Annotated in this window: 16 protein-coding genes; 11 read left to right on the top strand and 5 right to left on the bottom strand. The window is 65.3% G+C overall.

Annotated features, from left to right (window positions below; translation table 11 throughout):
* Window positions 1-26 precede the first annotated feature (26 nt).
* The 3 genes from ABNK63_RS11185 to ABNK63_RS11175 are packed head-to-tail and all read left to right on the top strand — an operon-like array spanning window position 27 to window position 2,333.
* A complete protein-coding gene (locus ABNK63_RS11185; RefSeq protein WP_350015660.1) occupies window positions 27-1,088 on the top strand; it encodes an NADH:flavin oxidoreductase/NADH oxidase in 1,062 nt (353 codons plus the stop codon).
* A 10-nt stretch (window positions 1,089-1,098) separates the two neighbouring features.
* Window positions 1,099-1,974, top strand: coding sequence for a pirin family protein (locus ABNK63_RS11180; protein WP_350015659.1), 876 nt, complete (start codon window positions 1,099-1,101; stop codon window positions 1,972-1,974).
* 56 nt (window positions 1,975-2,030) lie between these two features.
* Window positions 2,031-2,333: a DUF962 domain-containing protein gene (locus tag ABNK63_RS11175; RefSeq protein WP_007806266.1), complete on the top strand. Its 303-nt coding sequence runs from the start codon at window positions 2,031-2,033 to the stop codon at window positions 2,331-2,333.
* A 59-nt stretch (window positions 2,334-2,392) separates the two neighbouring features.
* Here the strand turns inward: ABNK63_RS11175 and ABNK63_RS11170 are convergent, their stop codons facing one another.
* The gene (locus tag ABNK63_RS11170; protein ID WP_350015658.1) at window positions 2,393-2,782 is read right to left on the bottom strand and encodes a cytochrome c; all 390 of its coding nucleotides are present in this window, start codon (window positions 2,780-2,782) and stop codon (window positions 2,393-2,395) included.
* A gap of 150 nt (window positions 2,783-2,932) precedes the next feature.
* On the opposite strand from ABNK63_RS11170, the gene ABNK63_RS11165 reads away from it, so the two are divergent.
* Entirely contained in the window at window positions 2,933-3,727 is a 795-nt protein-coding gene (locus tag ABNK63_RS11165) for a tRNA threonylcarbamoyladenosine dehydratase (RefSeq protein WP_350015657.1), read from the top strand.
* Window positions 3,728-3,802: 75 nt separating this feature from the next.
* Here the strand turns inward: ABNK63_RS11165 and ABNK63_RS11160 are convergent, their stop codons facing one another.
* Together ABNK63_RS11160 and gluQRS are read right to left on the bottom strand one after the other, a co-directional pair.
* Window positions 3,803-4,543, bottom strand: a complete 741-nt coding sequence (locus ABNK63_RS11160) for a beta-ketoacyl-ACP reductase (RefSeq protein ID WP_007806261.1) — start codon at window positions 4,541-4,543, stop codon at window positions 3,803-3,805.
* A gap of 111 nt (window positions 4,544-4,654) precedes the next feature.
* Window positions 4,655-5,524, bottom strand: a complete 870-nt coding sequence (gluQRS, locus tag ABNK63_RS11155) for a tRNA glutamyl-Q(34) synthetase GluQRS (protein WP_350015656.1) — start codon at window positions 5,522-5,524, stop codon at window positions 4,655-4,657.
* Window positions 5,525-5,629: 105 nt separating this feature from the next.
* Here gluQRS and htpX point away from each other — a divergent pair, with 105 nt between their 5' ends.
* The 5 genes from htpX (at window position 5,630) to ABNK63_RS11130 (ending at window position 14,504) form a co-directional block, all read left to right on the top strand.
* Entirely contained in the window at window positions 5,630-6,523 is an 894-nt protein-coding gene (gene htpX, locus ABNK63_RS11150) for a protease HtpX (protein WP_350015655.1), read from the top strand.
* Between the two features lie 167 nt (window positions 6,524-6,690).
* The gene (htpG, locus tag ABNK63_RS11145) at window positions 6,691-8,559 is read left to right on the top strand and encodes a molecular chaperone HtpG (protein ID WP_350015654.1); all 1,869 of its coding nucleotides are present in this window, start codon (window positions 6,691-6,693) and stop codon (window positions 8,557-8,559) included.
* 187 nt (window positions 8,560-8,746) lie between these two features.
* Window positions 8,747-10,564, top strand: coding sequence for an SEC-C metal-binding domain-containing protein (locus ABNK63_RS11140; RefSeq protein ID WP_350015653.1), 1,818 nt, complete (start codon window positions 8,747-8,749; stop codon window positions 10,562-10,564).
* Window positions 10,565-10,972: 408 nt separating this feature from the next.
* Window positions 10,973-11,218 carry a type II toxin-antitoxin system prevent-host-death family antitoxin gene (locus tag ABNK63_RS11135; protein WP_350015652.1) on the top strand — a complete coding sequence of 82 codons (246 nt, stop codon included), beginning with the start codon at window positions 10,973-10,975 and terminating at the stop codon, window positions 11,216-11,218.
* A 148-nt stretch (window positions 11,219-11,366) separates the two neighbouring features.
* Window positions 11,367-14,504, top strand: coding sequence for a DUF3427 domain-containing protein (locus ABNK63_RS11130; protein ID WP_350015651.1), 3,138 nt, complete (start codon window positions 11,367-11,369; stop codon window positions 14,502-14,504).
* A gap of 33 nt (window positions 14,505-14,537) precedes the next feature.
* Here ABNK63_RS11130 and ABNK63_RS11125 read toward each other — a convergent pair whose 3' ends face one another.
* The gene (locus tag ABNK63_RS11125) at window positions 14,538-14,846 is read right to left on the bottom strand and encodes a hypothetical protein (RefSeq protein WP_350015650.1); all 309 of its coding nucleotides are present in this window, start codon (window positions 14,844-14,846) and stop codon (window positions 14,538-14,540) included.
* 274 nt (window positions 14,847-15,120) lie between these two features.
* On the opposite strand from ABNK63_RS11125, the gene ABNK63_RS11120 reads away from it, so the two are divergent.
* Window positions 15,121-16,593 carry an amidohydrolase family protein gene (locus ABNK63_RS11120; RefSeq protein WP_350015649.1) on the top strand — a complete coding sequence of 491 codons (1,473 nt, stop codon included), beginning with the start codon at window positions 15,121-15,123 and terminating at the stop codon, window positions 16,591-16,593.
* 142 nt (window positions 16,594-16,735) lie between these two features.
* Here ABNK63_RS11120 and ABNK63_RS11115 read toward each other — a convergent pair whose 3' ends face one another.
* On the bottom strand, window positions 16,736-17,632 hold the full coding sequence (locus ABNK63_RS11115) for a LysR family transcriptional regulator (RefSeq protein ID WP_350015648.1): 897 nt from the start codon (window positions 17,630-17,632) through the stop codon (window positions 16,736-16,738).
* Between the two features lie 103 nt (window positions 17,633-17,735).
* Between ABNK63_RS11115 and ABNK63_RS11110 the strand changes: the two genes are divergently transcribed.
* A complete protein-coding gene (locus tag ABNK63_RS11110; RefSeq protein WP_350015647.1) occupies window positions 17,736-18,605 on the top strand; it encodes an aldo/keto reductase family oxidoreductase in 870 nt (289 codons plus the stop codon).
* The last annotated feature ends 39 nt before the right edge of the window (window positions 18,606-18,644 follow it).

The following is an 18,644-nucleotide window of genomic DNA, read 5'->3' as shown; positions in this document are numbered from 1 at the left end:
ACCCTTTCGATCCGATGGATGCCCCGATGAACCTGTTCGATCCGTTCCAGCAACGCAGCCTGACCTTGCGCAACCGGCTGGTGGTTTCGCCGATGTGCGAATACTCGGCCACGGATGGCGTGCCGAACGACTGGCACCTGGTGCACCTGGGGAGTCGCGCGGTCGGCGGCGCCGCCGTGGTGATCGCCGAGGCCTCGGCGGTCTCGGCGCAGGGGCGCATTTCTCCGCAGGACACCGGTTTGTGGAACCAGGCCCAGCTGCAGGCATGGCAACCGATCACCCGCTTCATCGGCGAACACGGGGCGATCGCCGGCGTCCAGCTGGCCCACGCCGGGCGCAAGGCCAGCACCTTGCGTCCCTGGGACGGCCACGGCCCGGTGCCGGCCGGGCAGGGCGACTGGCCCGTGGTGGGCCCCTCGGCGCTGCCGTTCGACACCGGCTGGAACGTGCCGCTGGCATTGGACGAGGCCGGCATCCAGGCGGTGATCGCCGATTTCCGCGCCGCGGCGGCACGCGCGCTGGAGGCCGGCTTCCAGCTCGTCGAGGTGCATGCGGCGCACGGTTACCTGCTGCACCAGTTCCTGTCCCCGCTGAGCAACCGCCGCGACGACCGTTACGGCGGCAGCTTCGAAAATCGTACCCGGCTGACCCGTGAAGTCGTGGCCGCCGTGCGCGAGGTGTGGCCGGACAACTTGCCGTTGTGGCTGCGCGTGTCGGCGACCGACTGGGCCGACGAAGGCGGTTGGGACCCGGCGCAGAGCGTGGAGCTGGCGCGCATGGTGAAGCCCCTGGGCGTCGACCTGATCGACGTTTCCAGCGGCGGCCTGCTGCCGCACGTGAAGATCCCGCTGGGACCGGGCTACCAGGTGCCGTTCGCCGCGCAGATCCGCCGCGAGGCCGACATCGTCACCGGCGCCGTGGGCCTGATCACCGAAGCCGAACAGGCCGACCGGATCATCGCCGATGGCGAGGCCGACCTGGTGCTGATCGCCCGCGAAAGCCTGCGCGATCCCTACTTCCCGCGGCGGGCGGCGCAGCAACTGGGCGCAAAAATCGCCGCGCCGGCGCAATATCAGCGGGCCTGGTAAGGAGCACGTGATGGAAAGTCGTCCCCGGCTGATCGCCGACGCCCGCGAGCACGACCTCGGCGACGGTTTCGTCGTGCGTCGCATGCTGCCGGTGCTGCAGGCGCGCCATGTCGGTCCGTTCGTGTTTTTCGATCACATGGGGCCGGTGAATTTCCCGGCGGGCAAGGGCATGGACGTGCGGCCGCACCCGCACATCGGCCTGGCCACGGTGACCTGGCTGTTCGACGGGGCGATCCGCCACCGCGACAGCCTGGGCAGCCTGGCCGACATCCGTCCCGGCGAGGTCAACTGGATGACCTCCGGCCATGGCATCACCCACTCCGAGCGCACGCCGCCCGACGAACGGGCCGCTGGCCAGAAGCTGCACGGCATCCAGGTCTGGGTCGCCCTGCCGCAGGCCGATGCCGAGGTAGCGCCGGAGTTCCACCACCATGGCCGCGAGGCCTTGCCGCGGATCAGCGGGCCGGGCGTGGAAGGCGTGCTGATCGCGGGCAATGCCTACGGTCAGCGTTCACCGGTGAAGGTGTTCGCGCCGATGTTCATGCTGGAAGTGAGTCTGCAAGCCGGCGCCGAGCTGGCCTTGCCGACCGGGCACGCCGAGCGCGGCGTGCATGTGGTCGACGGCTCCGTGAGCTGGGGCGAACTGAAAGTCGGCAAGCACCAGATGGCGGTGCAGGCCGGCGAACAGCCGCCTCCGTTGCACGCCGGCGAACCAAGCCGGTTGATCCTGTTCGGCGGTGCGCCGCTGGATGGCGAGCGCCACCTGTGGTGGAACTTCGTGGCCAGCAGCCGCGAGCGCATCGAGCAGGCCAAGGCGGACTGGAGCGAAGGACGCTTTCCCACCGTGCCCGGCGACGAGGAAGAATTCATTCCCTTGCCGGCATAGCGCCACATTCCGCAGGGATGCGGCAGAATCGGGCCGTCCAAACGCGGAGCCTCGCCATGTCCGGCTACAGCAGTTTTGCCGAGTTCTATCCGTTCTACCTCGGCGAGCACGGCAACCGCCGCTGCCGCCGGATGCATTTCATCGGCAGCAGCCTGGTGATCGCGGTGGTCGTGCTTGCCGTGTCCAGCGGGCAGTGGCGCTGGTTGTGGCTGGCACCGCTGTGCGGTTACGGCTTCGCCTGGATCGGCCACTACGTATTCGAGAAGAATCGCCCGGCCACCTTCAGGCATCCGCTGTACAGCCTGGCCGGCGACTGGGTGATGTACGCCCAGATGCTGCGCGGCAAGCTCAGCTTCTGACTTCAGCTCTTCTCCCTCCCCTGCTGGCAGGGGAGGGTCGGGGTGGGGTCGCTCTTGCCTCAGCGATACTGCTGATGGCAGCTCTTGCAGGTTTCGCCCACCGGCTTGATCGCGGCCACCAGCGCCTCGCAGCTGGCCGGCGCGGCCTGCACCGCCTGTTGCAGCTGGGTCTGCAGCTTGCCGGCGTCGTCGGTGAAGGTCTTCTCGCTAATCCCGAACACCGGCGTGATGTCGCTGGCGGTGGAGGCGAGGCGTTCCAGGTGGTGCTGCACCCGGGCCGGCTCGCACTGCTTCGCCTTGATCGCGTCCTTCAGTTCGCCCACGTGATAGCCCATGGTATCCATGACCGCCTTCGGCATCGGATTGCGTGCGCCCAGCGCGTTCATCACGTTGACGGTGCCGATCACGCCGATCACCAGGCCAAGCAGGATCATCAGGGCTGCACGCATGGATTGAGGTTCCGATCATGAAGGGAACGCCAAGGATACCCTGCGCCGACGCACCCGTAGCCACCGTCCACGATAAAATGCCCGCTCCCCACAGCAAGGTCCGCCCGTGATCCGTCCAACGATGACCCGATGCCGCAACGGCGGCCCGCGATGAGCGAGCCGAGCTTCCCGGCCGAACGCTTTGCCGGCGTCGAGCGCCTGTACGGCAACGGCAGCGTGGCCACGCTGGCGCAGGCGCATGTGTGCGTGATCGGCATCGGCGGCGTCGGTTCGTGGGCGGTCGAGGCGCTGGCGCGCAGCGGCGTGGGCCGGCTCACCCTGATCGATGCCGACGAGATCTGCGTATCCAACACCAACCGCCAGCTGCACGCGCTGGATGGCGAGTACGGCAAGACCAAGGTGGGCGTGATGGCTGCCCGCGCCCATGCGATCAACCCGACCATCCGGCTGGAGGCGGTCGAGCGTTTCCTCACCACCTCGACCCTGGACGAACTGCTCGACCGCGGCTACGACGTGGTGCTGGATGCCTGCGATGCGTTCCGGGTGAAGCTGGAAACCATCGCGTGGTGCCGGCGGCGCAAGTTGCCGATCGTCAGCGTGGGTTCGGCCGGCGGGCGCACCGACCCCACCCAGATCCGCGTGCGCGACCTGTCGCGCACCGAGCACGACGCGATGTTCAGCCTGATCCGCAAGAAGCTCCGCGCCGACTTCAACTTCCCCCGCAACGCCAGCCGCTACTTCGGCGTTTCAGCCGTCTATTCGCTGCAGAACGTGCAATACCCGCAACCGGACGGCACCGTGTGCGGCACCCGCCCGCCGGGCGGCGATTCGCTGAACCTGGCCTGCGGCGGCGGCCTGGGCGCGGCCACCCACATCACCGGCGCGTTCGCCTTCGCGGCGGTGGGCAAGGTGATCGAGAAGCTGCTGGGGAAAAGCGAGAAGTGAGTGAAGAGGAGCGAGAAGTGAGTGAAGAGCCTGCTTTCTCTCTTTTCTCACTCCTCTTCACTCGCTCCTGCTCCCTCACCAGCCCATGTACTGCCCGCCGTTGATCGCCAGGTTGGCGCCGGTCATCCAGCAGGTTTCCTCGCCGGTGAGAAAGGCCACGGCGTGGGCGATCTCTTCGGGCTTGCCCAGGCGGCCCAGCGGGATCTGCGCCTCGATCTTGGCGCGCACTTCTTCCGGCACGGCCATCACCATGTCGGTGGCGACGTAGCCGGGCGAGACGGTGTTGACGGTGATGCCGAACTTCGCGTTCTCCTGCGCCAGCGAGATGGTGAAGCCGTGCATGCCTGCCTTGGCTGCGGCGTAGTTGGCCTGGCCGTACTGGCCCTTCTGGCCGTTGATCGAGCTGATCTGCACGATGCGGCCCCACTTGCGCGCACGCATGCCGTCGATCACCGCGCGGGTGACATTGAAGCAGGCGTTGAGGTTGGTGTTGATCACGTCCGTCCACTGCTGATAAGTCATCTTGTGGAAGGTGGTGTCGCGGGTGATGCCGGCGTTGTTGACCAGGATCTCGACCGGGCCGCACTTCTCCTCGATCGCGCGCACCATCGCCGCGCAGGCATCCGGGTCGGTGACGTCGCCGGCGACCAGGCATACATCGATGCCCTCGGCCGCCATCGCCTGGCGCCAGGCTTCCGCCTTGTCCGGGTCACGGTAATTGCTGGCCACCCGATGCCCCTGCCTGGCCAGGTAGCGGACGATTGCGCTGCCGATGCCGCCGGTGCCGCCTGTGACCAATGCCGTACGCTGAGTCATTTCCCTGGATCTCCTGTTCGGTTAGGCGCGAATGCGATCGCACCGAAGCATGGCAGACGCATGTTTCAGCCGTCCCCTGGTCGCCTCGACGCGTCCCGTAGTTATAGCGGTTCAGGCGACAGAGTGACCGCTGCAATGCGGCAAACGCGCCGGATCGAAATGCGCCAGTGCGTGCAGCAGCAGATCGTCCACCCCGCCGTGCCCGGCATGCGGCAGCGGCAATTGCAGGAAGGCGAGGGCGCGTCGCAGCGCCGGCACGGGGTCGGCCGGGTCGACCGGGAACGCCTGTGCGGATTTCGACAGCTTGCTGCCGTCCCCATCCAGCACCAGCGGCAGGTGGCGATACGCCGACGTCGGCAGACCCAGGCAGCGCTGCAGCCAGATCTGGCGCGGCGTGGAGTCGAGCAGGTCCAGCCCGCGCACTACCTCGGTGATGCCCTGGAAAGCGTCGTCCACCACACAGGCCAGCTGATAGCTGTACAGGCCGTCGGCCCGGCGCAGCACGTAGTCGCCCACCTCGTTGCGCAGGTTCTGCCGCTGCTGGCCCTGCAGGGCATCCTCGAACGCGATGTCGAGATCCGGCGCGCGCAAGCGCCAGGCTGGCGGTTGGTCGGCCTGCGGCGAAGCAACGCAGCGGGCATCGCGATGAAGGCCGTCGCCGCGCGCCAGTTCGCTGCGGCTGCACCAGCAGGGGAACAGCGCATTGGCGGCGCGCAGTTGCTCGATCGCCGCCGCGTAAGCCGCCGTCCGCGTCGACTGGAACAGCGTCGGCCCGTCAGCGACCAGGCCGAACGCAGGCAGCGCCGCCAGGATGCCCGCCGCCGAACCGGCAACCTCGCGTGGCGGATCGATATCCTCCACCCGGACCAGCCATTCGCCGCCGGCATGTCGCGCGCACAGCCAGCTGCCCAGCGCGGCAACCAGCGAGCCGAAGTGCAGTTGTCCGGTGGGCGAGGGGGCAAAGCGGCCGCGATAAGTCATCGGCGCATCTTAAATGCCGCTCCAAACCCTTGAAAGCGCGCCTTGCCGCCCCGAATCTTCGACCGTCCACCATTCCCCTTCATGACTGCCACAAGAGAGACAGCCATGCGTCGCATCGCGCTATTCATCGCCACCAACCTCGCCGTGCTGCTCCTGCTGAGCATCGTCTGCCGCCTGTTCGGCATCGACCAGATGGCCGCCGCACGCGGCTACGGCGGTATGGGCGGCCTGCTGGCCTTCGCCACCGTGTTCGGCATGGGCGGCGCCTTCATCTCGCTGGCGATGTCGAAGATGATCGCCAAGTGGTCCACCGGCGCCCGGGTGATCGAGCAGCCGCAGAACGAGACCGAGCGCTGGCTGGTCGACACCGTCCGCCGCCACGCGCAGAACGCCGGCATCGGCATGCCGGAGGTGGCGATCTACGACGCACCGGAAATGAACGCGTTCGCCACCGGCATGACGAAGAACAGCTCGCTGGTGGCGGTGAGCTCCGGCCTGCTGCAGCAGATGGACCGCGAACAGGTCGGCGCCGTGCTTGGCCACGAGATCGGCCACGTCGCGAACGGTGACATGGTCACCCTGACCCTGATCCAGGGCGTGCTGAACACGCTGGTGATCCTGGCCGCCCGCATCGTTGGCCGCGCCGTCGACAGCTGGATGAGCGGTGGCCGCGACGAGAATCGTGGCGGCGGTGGCATCGGCTACTTCGTGGTGGTGATGGTGCTGCAGGTGGTGTTCGGCCTGTTCGCCTCGATGATCGTGGCCGCGTTCTCGCGCTGGCGCGAGTTCCGCGCCGACCAGGCCGGCGCGCAGTTCGCCGGCCGCGGCGCGATGATCTCCGCCCTGCAGCGGCTCAAGGTCAACCACGGCGAAAGCACGCTGCCGAACACCATCGCCGCGTTCGGCATCTCCGGCCCGCTGGCGGAAGGCTTCAGGAAACTGTTCATGAGCCACCCGCCGCTGGACGAGCGCATCGCCGCGCTGCAGAAGGCCGGCTGATTGAAGCTTTTACTCCCTCCCCTGCTTGCAGGGGAGGGCTGGGGTGGGGTGCTCCTGAGCTTGTCTTTGGAAGCCAAGGTCAAAAGCGAACCCCTTCCCGACCTCCCCCTGTCATGCAGGGGGAGGAGCCAACGCCCATCGTCAACGCAACTCTGGAACATCAACGCATGAACGCACCCGCCGAAACCCGCAAGTTCGAAGCCGAAGTCGCCCAGGTGCTGCACCTGGTCACCCACTCGCTGTACTCGCACAAGGAGATCTTCCTGCGCGAGCTGATCTCCAACGCCTCCGACGCCTGCGACAAGCTGCGCTTCGAGTCGATCGCCCGTCACGAGTTGATTTCTGGCGACAGCGAACTGCACATCGACGTGAGCTGGGACCCGGATGCGCGTACCGTCACCGTGCGCGACAACGGCATCGGCATGACCCGCGACGAAGTGGTGGCCAACATCGGCACCATCGCCAGCTCCGGCACCAGGCGCTTCCTCGAAGCGATGAGTGGTGAGCAAAAGGCCGACGCGCGGCTGATCGGCCAGTTCGGCGTGGGCTTCTATTCCGCCTTCGTGGTGGCCGACAAGGTCACCGTGATCACCCGTCGCGCCGACGCGCCGGAAAGCGAAGGCGTGAAGTGGGAAAGCGACGGCAAGGGCGAGTATTCGCTGGAGCAGATTGAGCAGGCCGATCGCGGCACGTCCGTCATCCTGCACCTGAAGGCCGACGAGGACGAATTCCTCAAGCGTTGGCAGCTGCGCTCGCTGATCACCCGTTACTCCGACCACGTCGCCTTCCCGATCCGCATGCCCAAGGAGAAGGACGACAAGCCCACCGACGAATTCGAGACCATCAACGCCGCCTCGGCGCTGTGGACCAAACCGAAGTCGGAGATTTCCGACGAGGACTACCAGAGTTTCTACAAGTCGCTCGGCCACGATTTCAACGACGCGCTGGCGTGGACGCACAACCGCGTCGAAGGCAGCCAGAGCTTCACCACGCTGCTGTACCTGCCGTCACAGCCGCCGTTCGACCTGATGATGGGTGGCCGCGACGAACGCAAGGGGCTCAAGCTCTACATCAAGCGCGTCTTCATCATGGACGCCGCCGAAGAACTGCTGCCGAACTACCTGCGCTTCGTGCGCGGTGTGGTCGACGCCGATGATTTGCCGCTCAACGTCAGCCGCGAAATCCTGCAGCACAACCGCCAGCTCGAGCGCATCAAGGCCGCCTGCGTGAAGCGCGTGCTCGACCTGATCGAGAAGCTGGCGCGCGACGAGCCGGAAAAATTCGCCACCTTCTACAAGGCCTTCGGCAACACGCTGAAGGAAGGCATCAGCGAGGACGCCAACAACCGCGAACGCATCGCCAAACTGCTGCGCTTCGCCTCCACCAAGGGCGACGGCACCAATCAGACCACCTCGCTGGACGACTACATCGGCCGGATGGCCGTGGGTCAGGACGCGATCTGGTACATCACCGCCGACAGCTACGCCGCCGCCTTCGGCAGCCCGCAGCTGGAAGCGTTCAAGGCCAAGGGCATCGAAGTGCTGCTGATGTCCGACCGCATCGACGAGTGGATGATCGGCAGCCTGAGCGAATACGACGGCAAAAAGCTGAAGAGCGTTGCCAAGGGCGAAGTGCCACTGGACGAGGCCGACAAGAAAAAGCAGGAAGAGGCGACCAAGGAAGCCGAGCCGCTGCTGAAGAAGCTCAAGGAATTGCTGGGTGATCGCGTGGGTGAAGTGAAGGTGTCGGCGCGCCTCACCGATTCGCCGTCCTGCCTGGCATTGAGCGATTACGAGATGGCGCCGCACCTGGCCCGCCTGCTGCGCGAGGCCGGGCAGGACATGCCCGACTCCAAGCCCACGCTGGAGATCAATCCGCAGCATGCGCTGGTCAAACGTGTCGAAGCCGAGGTCGATGAGGGCAAGGCGCGCGACCTGGCCACCTTGCTGCTGGAGCAGGCGGAGATTTCCGCTGGCGCCCAGCTGCCCGACCCGGCGGCCTTCGTGCAGCGGATGAACCGGGTGTTGCTGGGGTAAGACGCCAAGTACCCTGCAGTCCAGGAGCCCGCCATCCGGCGGGCTTTTTCCATCTGCGCATTCCCGCGATTGAGAACCGGGGAGGGCCGCCGGCTCTTTGCAGTCCGACCGCACGTCATCCTGCGCAGGTCCGGGGGCGATCCTTCCTTGGTGGCAGCGGAACCGCGGGAACGGCGACAATGACGACATGACCAACGAAAGCCTTCCCCCCGAATTTTCGAATGCCCTCGATGAACTGTGGAATCATTGCGTCGGCATGATTGCCCGCGGCGTCGATTACCCGCACTACGTCAACGCCGTGAACGTCCTGTACGGCCGCCACGACGTTCTCCGCTGGCCGGTGGCGCTCGCCGTGGCAAGGTCGGTATGGCGACAGACACCGCAGCCGACGCTGAACTACGCCTTGCCGTCACTGCCGGCGACCGAGCGCAATGCCGCCTGCCCGTGTGGCTCCGGTCAGAAGTACAAGAAGTGCTGCCTGATGCTGGAGCACGACCTGCCGATGGGGCAGATCAACTTCCTGCCCACGCTGCTGGAGCATTTGCCGCGTCGGCGCTGGAGCGAGCTGGCCGGCAGCCGAATTGCGCCCGACATGGTGGCGCATGCCGCCATGGAGCTGGCCACCGGCAATTTCACGAGGGAAGCCTGCGCCTTGCTCGAACCCTGGTTCGTTGCCGACGCTGATTTCCATGCCGGACGTGAAGCCTTGTTCGATACCTTGCTCGATGCCTATGGCCAGCTGCAACGGCCCCGCAAGAAGGCGCAGCTGCTCGCACGTGCGATCAAAGTGGGCGACCGTCGCCTGCGTTCGGCAGCCCTGCAGCGCCAGGCGTCGATCGCCTCCGACAGCGACGACTACGCCGGTGCGTGGCAATACTTCGCCGAAGCGCAGCGCAGCGACCCGCAATCGCCTTCGCTGTCGCATCTGGAGGTCACCCTGCTGATGTCCGAGGGGCGCCACGCCGAGGCACGCGAGCGCGCACGCTTCTGGGCGCATCGGCTGGCCGCCATGCGTGATCCGGAACTGGAACACCTGGTGGCCTTCATGCGCAATATCGTTACCCATGGCGAGCAAGCCATGGAGCAGATGGCGCTCGACAACCAGCCCGACTTGCGCGAACTGGCGCAGCTGCTGCAGACGGCGCCAGCGATCGCTTCGGCCTACACCCTGGAGCCGAGCGATGCACAAGCCGGCCCGCTCGAACCGAGTCAGGCCATGGCCAAGGCGCTGCAAGCATGGGAGCAACTCGCGGGCAGCGACAGCCACTCCCCGGTTTTTGGCGGCGAGGGTGCCGACATTGCGCAATGGTTGCCCGAACTGCGCCGACAGCCGCAGCTGTGGAATGCGTTCGAGGTGCTGGACACCATCGTGGCAGCCATCGACGAAGTCGGCATGGGCATATTCACCGCAAACCTCGCGCGATCCGTGCTGGATCGCGCCGAGCGCCTGCTGCGCGAAGTGCTGCGTGCCAATCGCGCCGAAGGCAAGCGGCTCGAGTGGGGCTGGTTGCAGAACCGGCCTGCGCTGAACCTGATCGGCCAACGCGTCGCCATCGATGCCGGGCAAACGCCCGATGCCGCGCAAGTGGCGCGGCTGGAATGGCTGGTATGCGAACTCAATCCCAGCGACAACCAGGGCTTTCGCCACGCTCTGGTGCGCGCCTACCTGCACACCGGTCGCGTCGCGGACGCGCTGGCACTCACCGAGTGCTACCCCGACGATTTCGCCGCGATGCAATACAACCGGGCGCTGGCGTTGTTCGCCGCCGGTCAATCTGATATGGCCATCGGCGCGCTGGGCGACGCCGTGGCGGCCTATCCGAAACCGGCGGCCTGGCTGCTCAAGGCCAATCCCAAGCCGCCGCGGCAAGACGGCTGGGGCATCGCCGTCGGCGGTGACGAGGAGGCATGGATTTATCGACAGGAGACGCTGGCGCTATGGCAGCAACTGGATGCGATGACGTGGCTGCAGCAGGCCGTGCGCGTACTCGGAAAAAAACGCTGAGCATCCGGCCTCGCGCAGCACGCATGCCCGCCGCAAACGCAGGCACGCACGCCCGGGGCATCTGTTCGGATATCTCGGCCGCGCATGCTCTGTAGCCACTGCCAAACGGGTTACCACGCGCCCTACGACCGCTTCGAGCGACTGGCCACGAACCCCGCAGCGCCGAGCTTCCTGATGCGCTGCAAACAGTGCGCCGCACTGTGGAACGAAACGTCCGGCGCGCCGGAATTGCTGACGCGAACCCATGCACGCTGGTTGTACCCGGCGGCGCGGATCTAGCGGCGACCGGCGCAGGCTGGCGCACGGAAGCGAAGGGCGGGTTTCCTGGTCCAGCTACGCCCGCTCCTCTTCCGGGATTGAGAATATTCGTATCGCGTGCCATATCAGGTGCCAGATTTGGAGACGAATATGGAAGCCATCCTTGCCGATGCGAGCATCAGTATCACCGAACTCAAGCGCAACCCAAGTGCCGTGATTCAAGCCGCCGACGGTGAATCGGTGGCCGTGCTGGTGCACAACAAGCCCAGCGCCTATCTGGTGCCTGCGGAAACCTACAAGCGCCTGCTGCAGCGGCTGGAGGATCTCGAACTGGTCGAGATGGTGCGCTCGCGAGCCAATGAGCGCCGGATCAAGGTCAAGCTCGATGGGCTGTAACCTGGAGTTTGTGGAGTTCGCGTTGAAGTGGTGGGTGCAAGCTGGCGCGTTGGCGCATCAACGCACCGGAATTTCGTAGGAGCGCACCTTGTGCGCGATGTTCTTGGCTGCAGTATTGCGGACGAGAAACAATGGCAGGGGGGCGAGCATGGCGCTACAGGATGGTTTGTACGATTCGCTGGTAACGGAGCGCTTGCTGGAGCAATTGCTACCCGAACAATCTTTGGTGGAAGCCCTGACCGGCGGCGGCGTGGATGTGCTTGCCGATGCGGTTGCACGGCAGCTTGCCGATGTGCTCGACGACATGGGTGGGGAAGGTGACCACAAGCTGCTTCGTCAGCTTGAGTTGGTCAATGCGCTGCTTGTGACGTTGCGTCAGCGAGCGCTCCTTGAGCGCAACGGAAACGAGTTGGCGCAGATTGTCGACCTGGTTTCTCCACCCGTGAGATTGCTGAAGGCAGTGGACCAGCACCGGCTCTTCCCGACTGCGCCGCAGGTTGGATTGGGGATGCCCTGGCTTTTCACCGCGGCCAAGGGCACGCCGTCCCTGCTGCAGGAGATACGCAGCGAACTTGGCTCGGCTGATCGGGTCGACATTCTGGTCAGCTTTATCACCGTATCCGGTGTGCGCAAGATTGCGGACGTGCTGCGCCAGGTTACCGCTCTGAATGCGAAAAAAGGGACTGGTACACGTATCCGTGTGCTCACCACCACGTATACAGGCGCCACCGAACTACGCGCGCTCGACGAACTGGCGCGTCTTCCCGGCTGCGAAATCAGAGTGTCACTTGATGGTCGGCGGACTCGCCTGCATGCCAAGGCGTGGATGTTTCACCGCGCCAGTGGCTTTGGCTCGGCGTATATCGGCAGCGCCAATTTGTCAGGCGCGGCAATGACGGGCGGCCTGGAGTGGACGGTCAAGCTCGCCGAGCGTGCACAGCAAGCCGTTTTCTCCCGGGCGCAGGCGCACTTCGAGACGCTGTGGAATGACAACGAGTTCCAGTCTTACGACCCGGACAACAACGAGCACCGACTAGCGCTTGCGTCTGCGCTGGCTCGCGAATCCGGCGTGTCGAACCTGGCGGCGCCGACGTTCTTCGATCTGCAGCCCAAGAATTACCAGCAAGAGATGCTCGAACAGCTCATCAACGAGCGGGAACACGGGCGTAATCGCAATTTGGTCGTCGCGGCTACCGGAACCGGCAAGACGATGGTCGCTGCGTTCGACTATCGACGTACCTGTGCCATCGAAGGTGGTCAGCCGCGCTTGCTCTTCGTGGCTCATCGCGAAGAGATCCTGCGCCAGGCGCTGCACACGTGGCGTGCAGTGCTACGTGATCCGGAATTCGGGGAGCTGCTGGCCGGTGGCAGTCGACCGGAACAGTTTGGGCATGTGTTCGCCACTATCGACAGCCTGACCAGTCGTCAATTGATTCAGGAAGTGGGTGCTGGTTACTGGCACACGGTCATCGTTGATGAATGTCATCGTTTGGCCGCCAACCGCTTTGACGCGTTCGTTACAGCTATTCAGCCGCGAATTTTGTTGGGACTGACCGCCACGCCTGAGCGAAGCGATGGCAAGTCGATTGCCAACTATTTCGATGCGCGGCCGGATGGGAGTCCGGCAGTCGAGCTTCGCTTATGGCACGCCCTGGACCAGCAACTATTGGCTCCGTTCGAATACTACGCGTGCGACGACGCCACCGATTTCTCCGAGGTGCCATGGGATCGGCCTGGTGAACGACAGGCCATCGACAATCTGGTCACCGGAAATGATGTGCGCGCGCGATTGGTAGTGAATGAATGGCAGCGCTTGGTTGCCGATCCAAGGCGCTCAAGAGCCCTGGTTTTTTGCGTCTCCGTAGCTCACGCCAAGTTCATGACTGACTGGTTCAATGCAGCGGGATTGCCTGCGGCATGCGTCGTAGGTGAGACGTCGCAGGATGAACGCCGACTTGCTCCGCAGCGTCTGGCCCGTGGCGAACTGTGTGCACTGGTCACGGTGGACTTGTACAACGAAGGCGTCGACTTGCCATCGGTCGACACCTTGCTCCTGCTACGGCCAACCCAAAGTGGATTGCTGTTCCAGCAACAGATTGGACGTGGTCTGCGGCTTGCTCCGGGCAAAGAAAATTGCCTGATTCTGGACTTCGTGGGCCAACACCGTATGGACTTCCGTTTTGATCGGCTGTTATCCGTGTTAACCGGGCTCAGTCGTCAGGGAGTGTTGGACGGGGTGGAACACGGATTCAGTCAATTGCCGCCCGGCTGCCACATTCAATTGCAACGACAAACGCGCGAGCAGGTGTTGCGCGGGCTGAAGGCCCTGGTGGCTAACAACTGGCGGCGGCTACGCGTCGAACTGCAGACCTATGCGGCACTGCGTGGTACTGGAAACATCGTCCTTGCCGACTTTTTACGTGAACAATCGCTGGAGCTTGGAGACGTCTATCGCCGGGGAGCGCGTAGTGGATGGACCGAACTGAAACGCGACGCGGGGCTGATGGTGGCCGAGCCGGGGCCGGAGGAAGCCTATTTCAGTCGAAGGATTGGCGACTTGTGCCATATCGATGATCCACGCCGGCTTGACGCCTTGCGTGCAGCGGGTATGTCCGGCGACTCAGATGCGAAGCTGACCGAAGATGCTCCGCCTGAGTTGCAGATGCTCGCGTATCAGGTTGATGGCACCCATGCCCAGGTCGGAGGGCCGGCTGAATTCATGGCGCGTATAGCCCAGAATCCGGCGATTGGCGCCGAAATGGCCGAGCTGGCTGACGTATTGGAAAGCCGGGAAGGGGTGTCGTTCAAGGCACTGCCCGGGTTGGACGACACACCTTTGTGCCTGCACGCCAGCTACCACATTCGCGAGATTCTCACTGCGGTGGGATGGCTAACGGCAACCCGGAGAACTCCATTCCAGTCGGGCAGCCTTGCGTTGAGTGCCCGGAAGACGGAGCTGCTTTTCGTTACGTTGGATAAAAGCGCCGGTTACCACGATCGAATAGCCTATCGTGACTACGCTATCAGCCCAGCACGCTTCCATTGGCAAACGCAGAACAGCGCAGGACCCGATAACGCAAGCGGGCGGCGTTATATGGAAAGCCCTGCCAACGGATGGGGTTTTCAACTGTTCGTGCGCACTCGTAAGGGTGAGCCTTATCTTGCCTGCGGCCCGGTGGGGCTGGAAAGCATCGAGGGGGACCGTCCGATGGATGTCGTCTGGCATTTGGCCCAGCCGTTGCCAGCAAGGTGGTTTCGGGAGTTCAGCATGCTTCGAGGTGCTTAGTCGCATCCGTTCAGCCGGACAGGCCCCGCACAGTCAGGCCATGCGGCGCGTGGATTGCCATGCGGATACTAGGCGGCGCATCGTCGCCGTAATCACCCAACCCACCGCATACAGCAACACGAACGTGGGCCCGGCCAGATACAGATAGGCCTCGGGCCACGACAGTCTGGCCAGCGCCGGACCGAATCCCAGCCCAACCGCAAAACTGCCTTGCAGGGCGATCGGGATTTGCGCGAAGACGAATTGACCCTTGGGGTCGCCGTGGGCGGTCAGGGCAAATCCCAGGCAGACGAGGATGGCCAGCAGGTAGGTGATGCAGAGGGCAGTGCCGATCTTGCTCATGGGCTCTCGGGCTTGAGGGGAACGACGCGCCTCAGCCTTCCGGATGAAGTCGGCGGACGCCCGCGATGGGTGGCGGCTGGTTGCGGGGTCAGCGTCATACAGCAACGGCTGGCAGGGAGATTAGCGCCACGGCTCTGCGGCGACGGTGCCAGTGCACTGCTGTCCAGACGCGACAGCGACTTGGTCAGGCGCACTTCCACACGCGCCGGCCAGCGCGGATACTCGGCCGGATGGCAAGCGGGGGCTTGCAGCGTTTCACTCTGGGGAGCTGGCCATGCACGGTTTGTCGATGGATCGTTCGCGCACGGTGTTGGCCGTCGCGCTCTTGCTGGCCGGCCTTGCCCTGGCCACGCCATCCCGCGCGGCGGTGCCAACGCTGGCGCCCCAGGTGCAGGCCTACGTCGCGCATGCACAGCCGCTGCTGGCGATCACGCATGTGCGGGTGGTCGACGGACATGGCACCGGTGCGAGGGAGAACCAGACGGTGCTGCTGCGTGACGGGCGCATCGCGGCGGTCGGGCGGCACGTGGATGTACCCGGGGAGGCGACCGTGATCGATGGCAGCGGGCAGACGCTGATGCCCGGCCTGGTCGGCATGCACGACCACTTGTTCTATCCGGCGCCCAGGGTGAATCCGGCGTCGAAGGAGTTGCTCGCGCCTGAGCAGGCGTCGAGCTTCCCCAAGCTGTACCTGGCTGGTGGGGTCACCACGATCCGCACCACCGGCAGTGTGGAGCCGTATACGGACCTGGCGTTGAAGAAGGCGATCGATGCCGGCCTGATTCCCGGGCCGAAGATGCACACGACCGGGCCGTATCTGGAGGGCAAGGGCAGCCTGATGCCGCAGATGCACGAGTTGGTCGACGCCGACGATGCGCGCAACACGGTGAATTACTGGATGGACGAGGGCGCGACCTCGTTCAAGGCGTACATGCACATCACCCGCGCCGAGCTGTCGGCGGCGATTGCGGCGGCGCATGCGCGCGGCATCAAGGTGACCGGCCACCTGTGTTCGATCGGGTTCACCGAGGCGGCGGATCTGGGTATCGACAACCTCGAACACGGCTTGTTCGTGGACACCGAGTTCAGCGCCGGCAAGCAGCCGGATGTGTGCCCGGACACGAAGGCGGCCATCGCGCACCTGGCGACGCTGAAGGTCGACGGTCCGGAGATCCGGCAGTTGATCAGGCATCTGGTGGCAAAGCACGTTGCGGTGACCTCCACGCTGCCGGTGTTCGAGACCTTCGTGCCCGGCCGCGCGCCGCTGGATGCGCGGGTGCTCGATGCGATGCTGCCGCAGGCCCGCGAGGAATACCTGAAGACACGCGAGCATGTCGCGGCGATGAAGGATTCCCCGTGGCCGAAGCTGTTCCAGCTGGAGATGGCTTTCGAGCACGCTTTCGTCAAGGCCGGAGGCACCTTGCTGGCCGGTCTCGATCCCACCGGCTACGGCGGCGTGATCGCCGGTTATGGCGACCAGCGCGAGGTGGAGCTATTGGTAGAAGCGAGCTTCACGCCGGTGCAGGCCATCCAGATCGCCACCTTGAACGGCGCGCGCTTCATGGGCGTGGACAAGCAGATCGGTTCGATCGACGTCGGCAAGGCGGCCGACCTGGTGCTGGTCAAGGGCAACCCCGCAAGCAACATCAAGGACATCGAGAACGTGGTGCTGGTGTTCAAGGATGGCGTGGGTTACGACCCGGCGAAGCTGGTCGAGGCGGCCAACGGTACGGTGGGGTTGCGCTGATCGCGTCGGTGCGTTCACCGACATTCGGGTGAATGTCATCCAGCGGATGGCATTCCGGCAGCAACGGGCGTTGCGTCCCGAAGGCGGCGCCAAGGGTCGCGACGCGGGTCAGGCGCGTGACGAGTTCGACTTGGGACAGCCATCAGCCTTCGCGGATGAAATCCACGAAGGCCCGCAGCGGCGAGGGCAGGTGGCGCCGACCAGCGTAATAGAGCATCGGCCCGCTGAAGCGCTGGGACCACGGTTCCAGCACCGGCACCAGTGCACCGCTGTCCAGGTGCGGCTGCAGCCAGTCTTCGAACAGGTGGACGATGCCGAGTCCGTCGAGTGCCGCCTGCACGGCCAGATCGAAGGCCGCGCCCGTGCGGACCTGCAGCGGACCGGATGGGTCGACGCGCACGATTTCGCCGTCGCGCTCGAACTCCCATAGTGACACGGCGCCACCGGAAAACTGGCCGCGCAGGCAGGCATGTTGCAGCAGGTCGCGCGGGTGTGCGGGCGTGCCGTGTACCTGCAGGTAAGCGGGCGCGGCGGCGGTGACCAGGCGTTGCGTGCGCGGGCCGATCGGCAGCGCGATCATGTCCTGCGCCAGCCGCTCGTCGTAGCGGATGCCGGCATCGCAGCCGCTGGCCATCAGGTCGACGAAGCTGTCTTCCACGATCACTTCCAGCCGGATCTCGGGGTAGCGCTTGAGGAAGGCCGTGACGATGCCGGGCAGTACCGTGCGCGCCACGTTCGCGGGCACGTTGATTCGCAGCGTGCCGGCGGGGCGGTCGCGGAAGTGGTTGACCACGTCCAGCGACGCTTCCACTTCGGCCAGCGCGGGCGCGAGCCGTTCGGCCAGTCGCGCACCGGCTTCGGTGGGCGAGACGTTGCGGGTGGTGCGATGGAGCAGGCGCAAACCGAGTCGGCTTTCCAGACGACGCACCGCCTCGCTCAGCTTGGAGGCGGAGTTGCCGCCGCTGCGCGCCGCTTGCCGAAACCCGCCGGCTCGCAGCACGGCGAGAAACGCCTGGAGATCCTGCAGCTCTGTCGCCATTGTCCCGTTCTCCGCACGCCCCGTATGGATTGTGGCGGATTATCAGGATGGCGTGGCCTTCCTATAGTTCATCCCATCCCTTCATCCTCCCCGGAGAAACACCATGAGCAAGCTCGCGCAGGCAGGCACGTTTACGCTCGGCGACCGCCCGGTCAACCGCATGGGTTACGGCGCCATGCAGCTGGCGGGGAAGGGCGTGTTCGGTCCGCCGAAGGATCACGCGGCGGCGCTGGCGGTGCTGCGCGCCGCGGTGGAGGCCGGCGTCAACCACATCGATACCAGCGACTTCTACGGGCCGCACGTCACCAACCGGATCATTCGCGAGGCGTTGCACCCGTATGCCGACGAGCTGGTGATCGTCACCAAGGTCGGCGCGCTGCGCGGCGAGGATGCGTCGTGGAATCCGGCGCAGAGTCCGGCGCAACTGGTGCAGGCGGTGCACGACAACCTGCGCAACCTCGGCCTGGATGTGCTGGATGCGGTCAACCTGCGCGTGATGGGTGACGTGCACGCGCCCAGCGAAGGCAGTATCGAAGCGCAGTTCAGTGCGCTGGCGGAATTGCGGCAGCAGGGGCTGATCCGCCACCTCGGCCTCAGCAATGCCACGGCCAATCAGGTCGCCGAAGCGCAGCGCATCGCGCCGGTGGTCTGCGTGCAGAACCAGTACAACCTCGCGCATCGCGACGACGACGACTTCATCGACGCACTCGCCCGTCAGGGTGTGGCCTACGTGCCGTTCTTTCCGCTGGGCGGCTTCAGCCCGCTGCAGTCGCGGACGCTGTCCGATGTGGCGGCGCGGCTGGAGGCCACGCCGATGCAGGTGGCGCTGGCGTGGCTGCTGACCCGGTCGCCCAACATCCTGCTGATTCCCGGCACGTCGTCAGTCGCCCACCTGCGGGAGAACCTAGCAGCGGTGGAGCTGCGGCTGGGCGACGAGGTGATGGCCGAACTGGATGGCATCGGCCAGGCCTGATCCGGCTTCCGGTCTTGGCCAAGTCATGGACGAATGCGC

The organism is Rhodanobacter sp. IGA1.0, from assembly GCF_040208325.1.
GTDB lineage: Bacteria > Pseudomonadota > Gammaproteobacteria > Xanthomonadales > Rhodanobacteraceae > Rhodanobacter > Rhodanobacter spathiphylli.
Note: the sequence above shows the minus strand (reverse complement) of the source record. Positions and strands in the feature narration are given on the sequence as shown.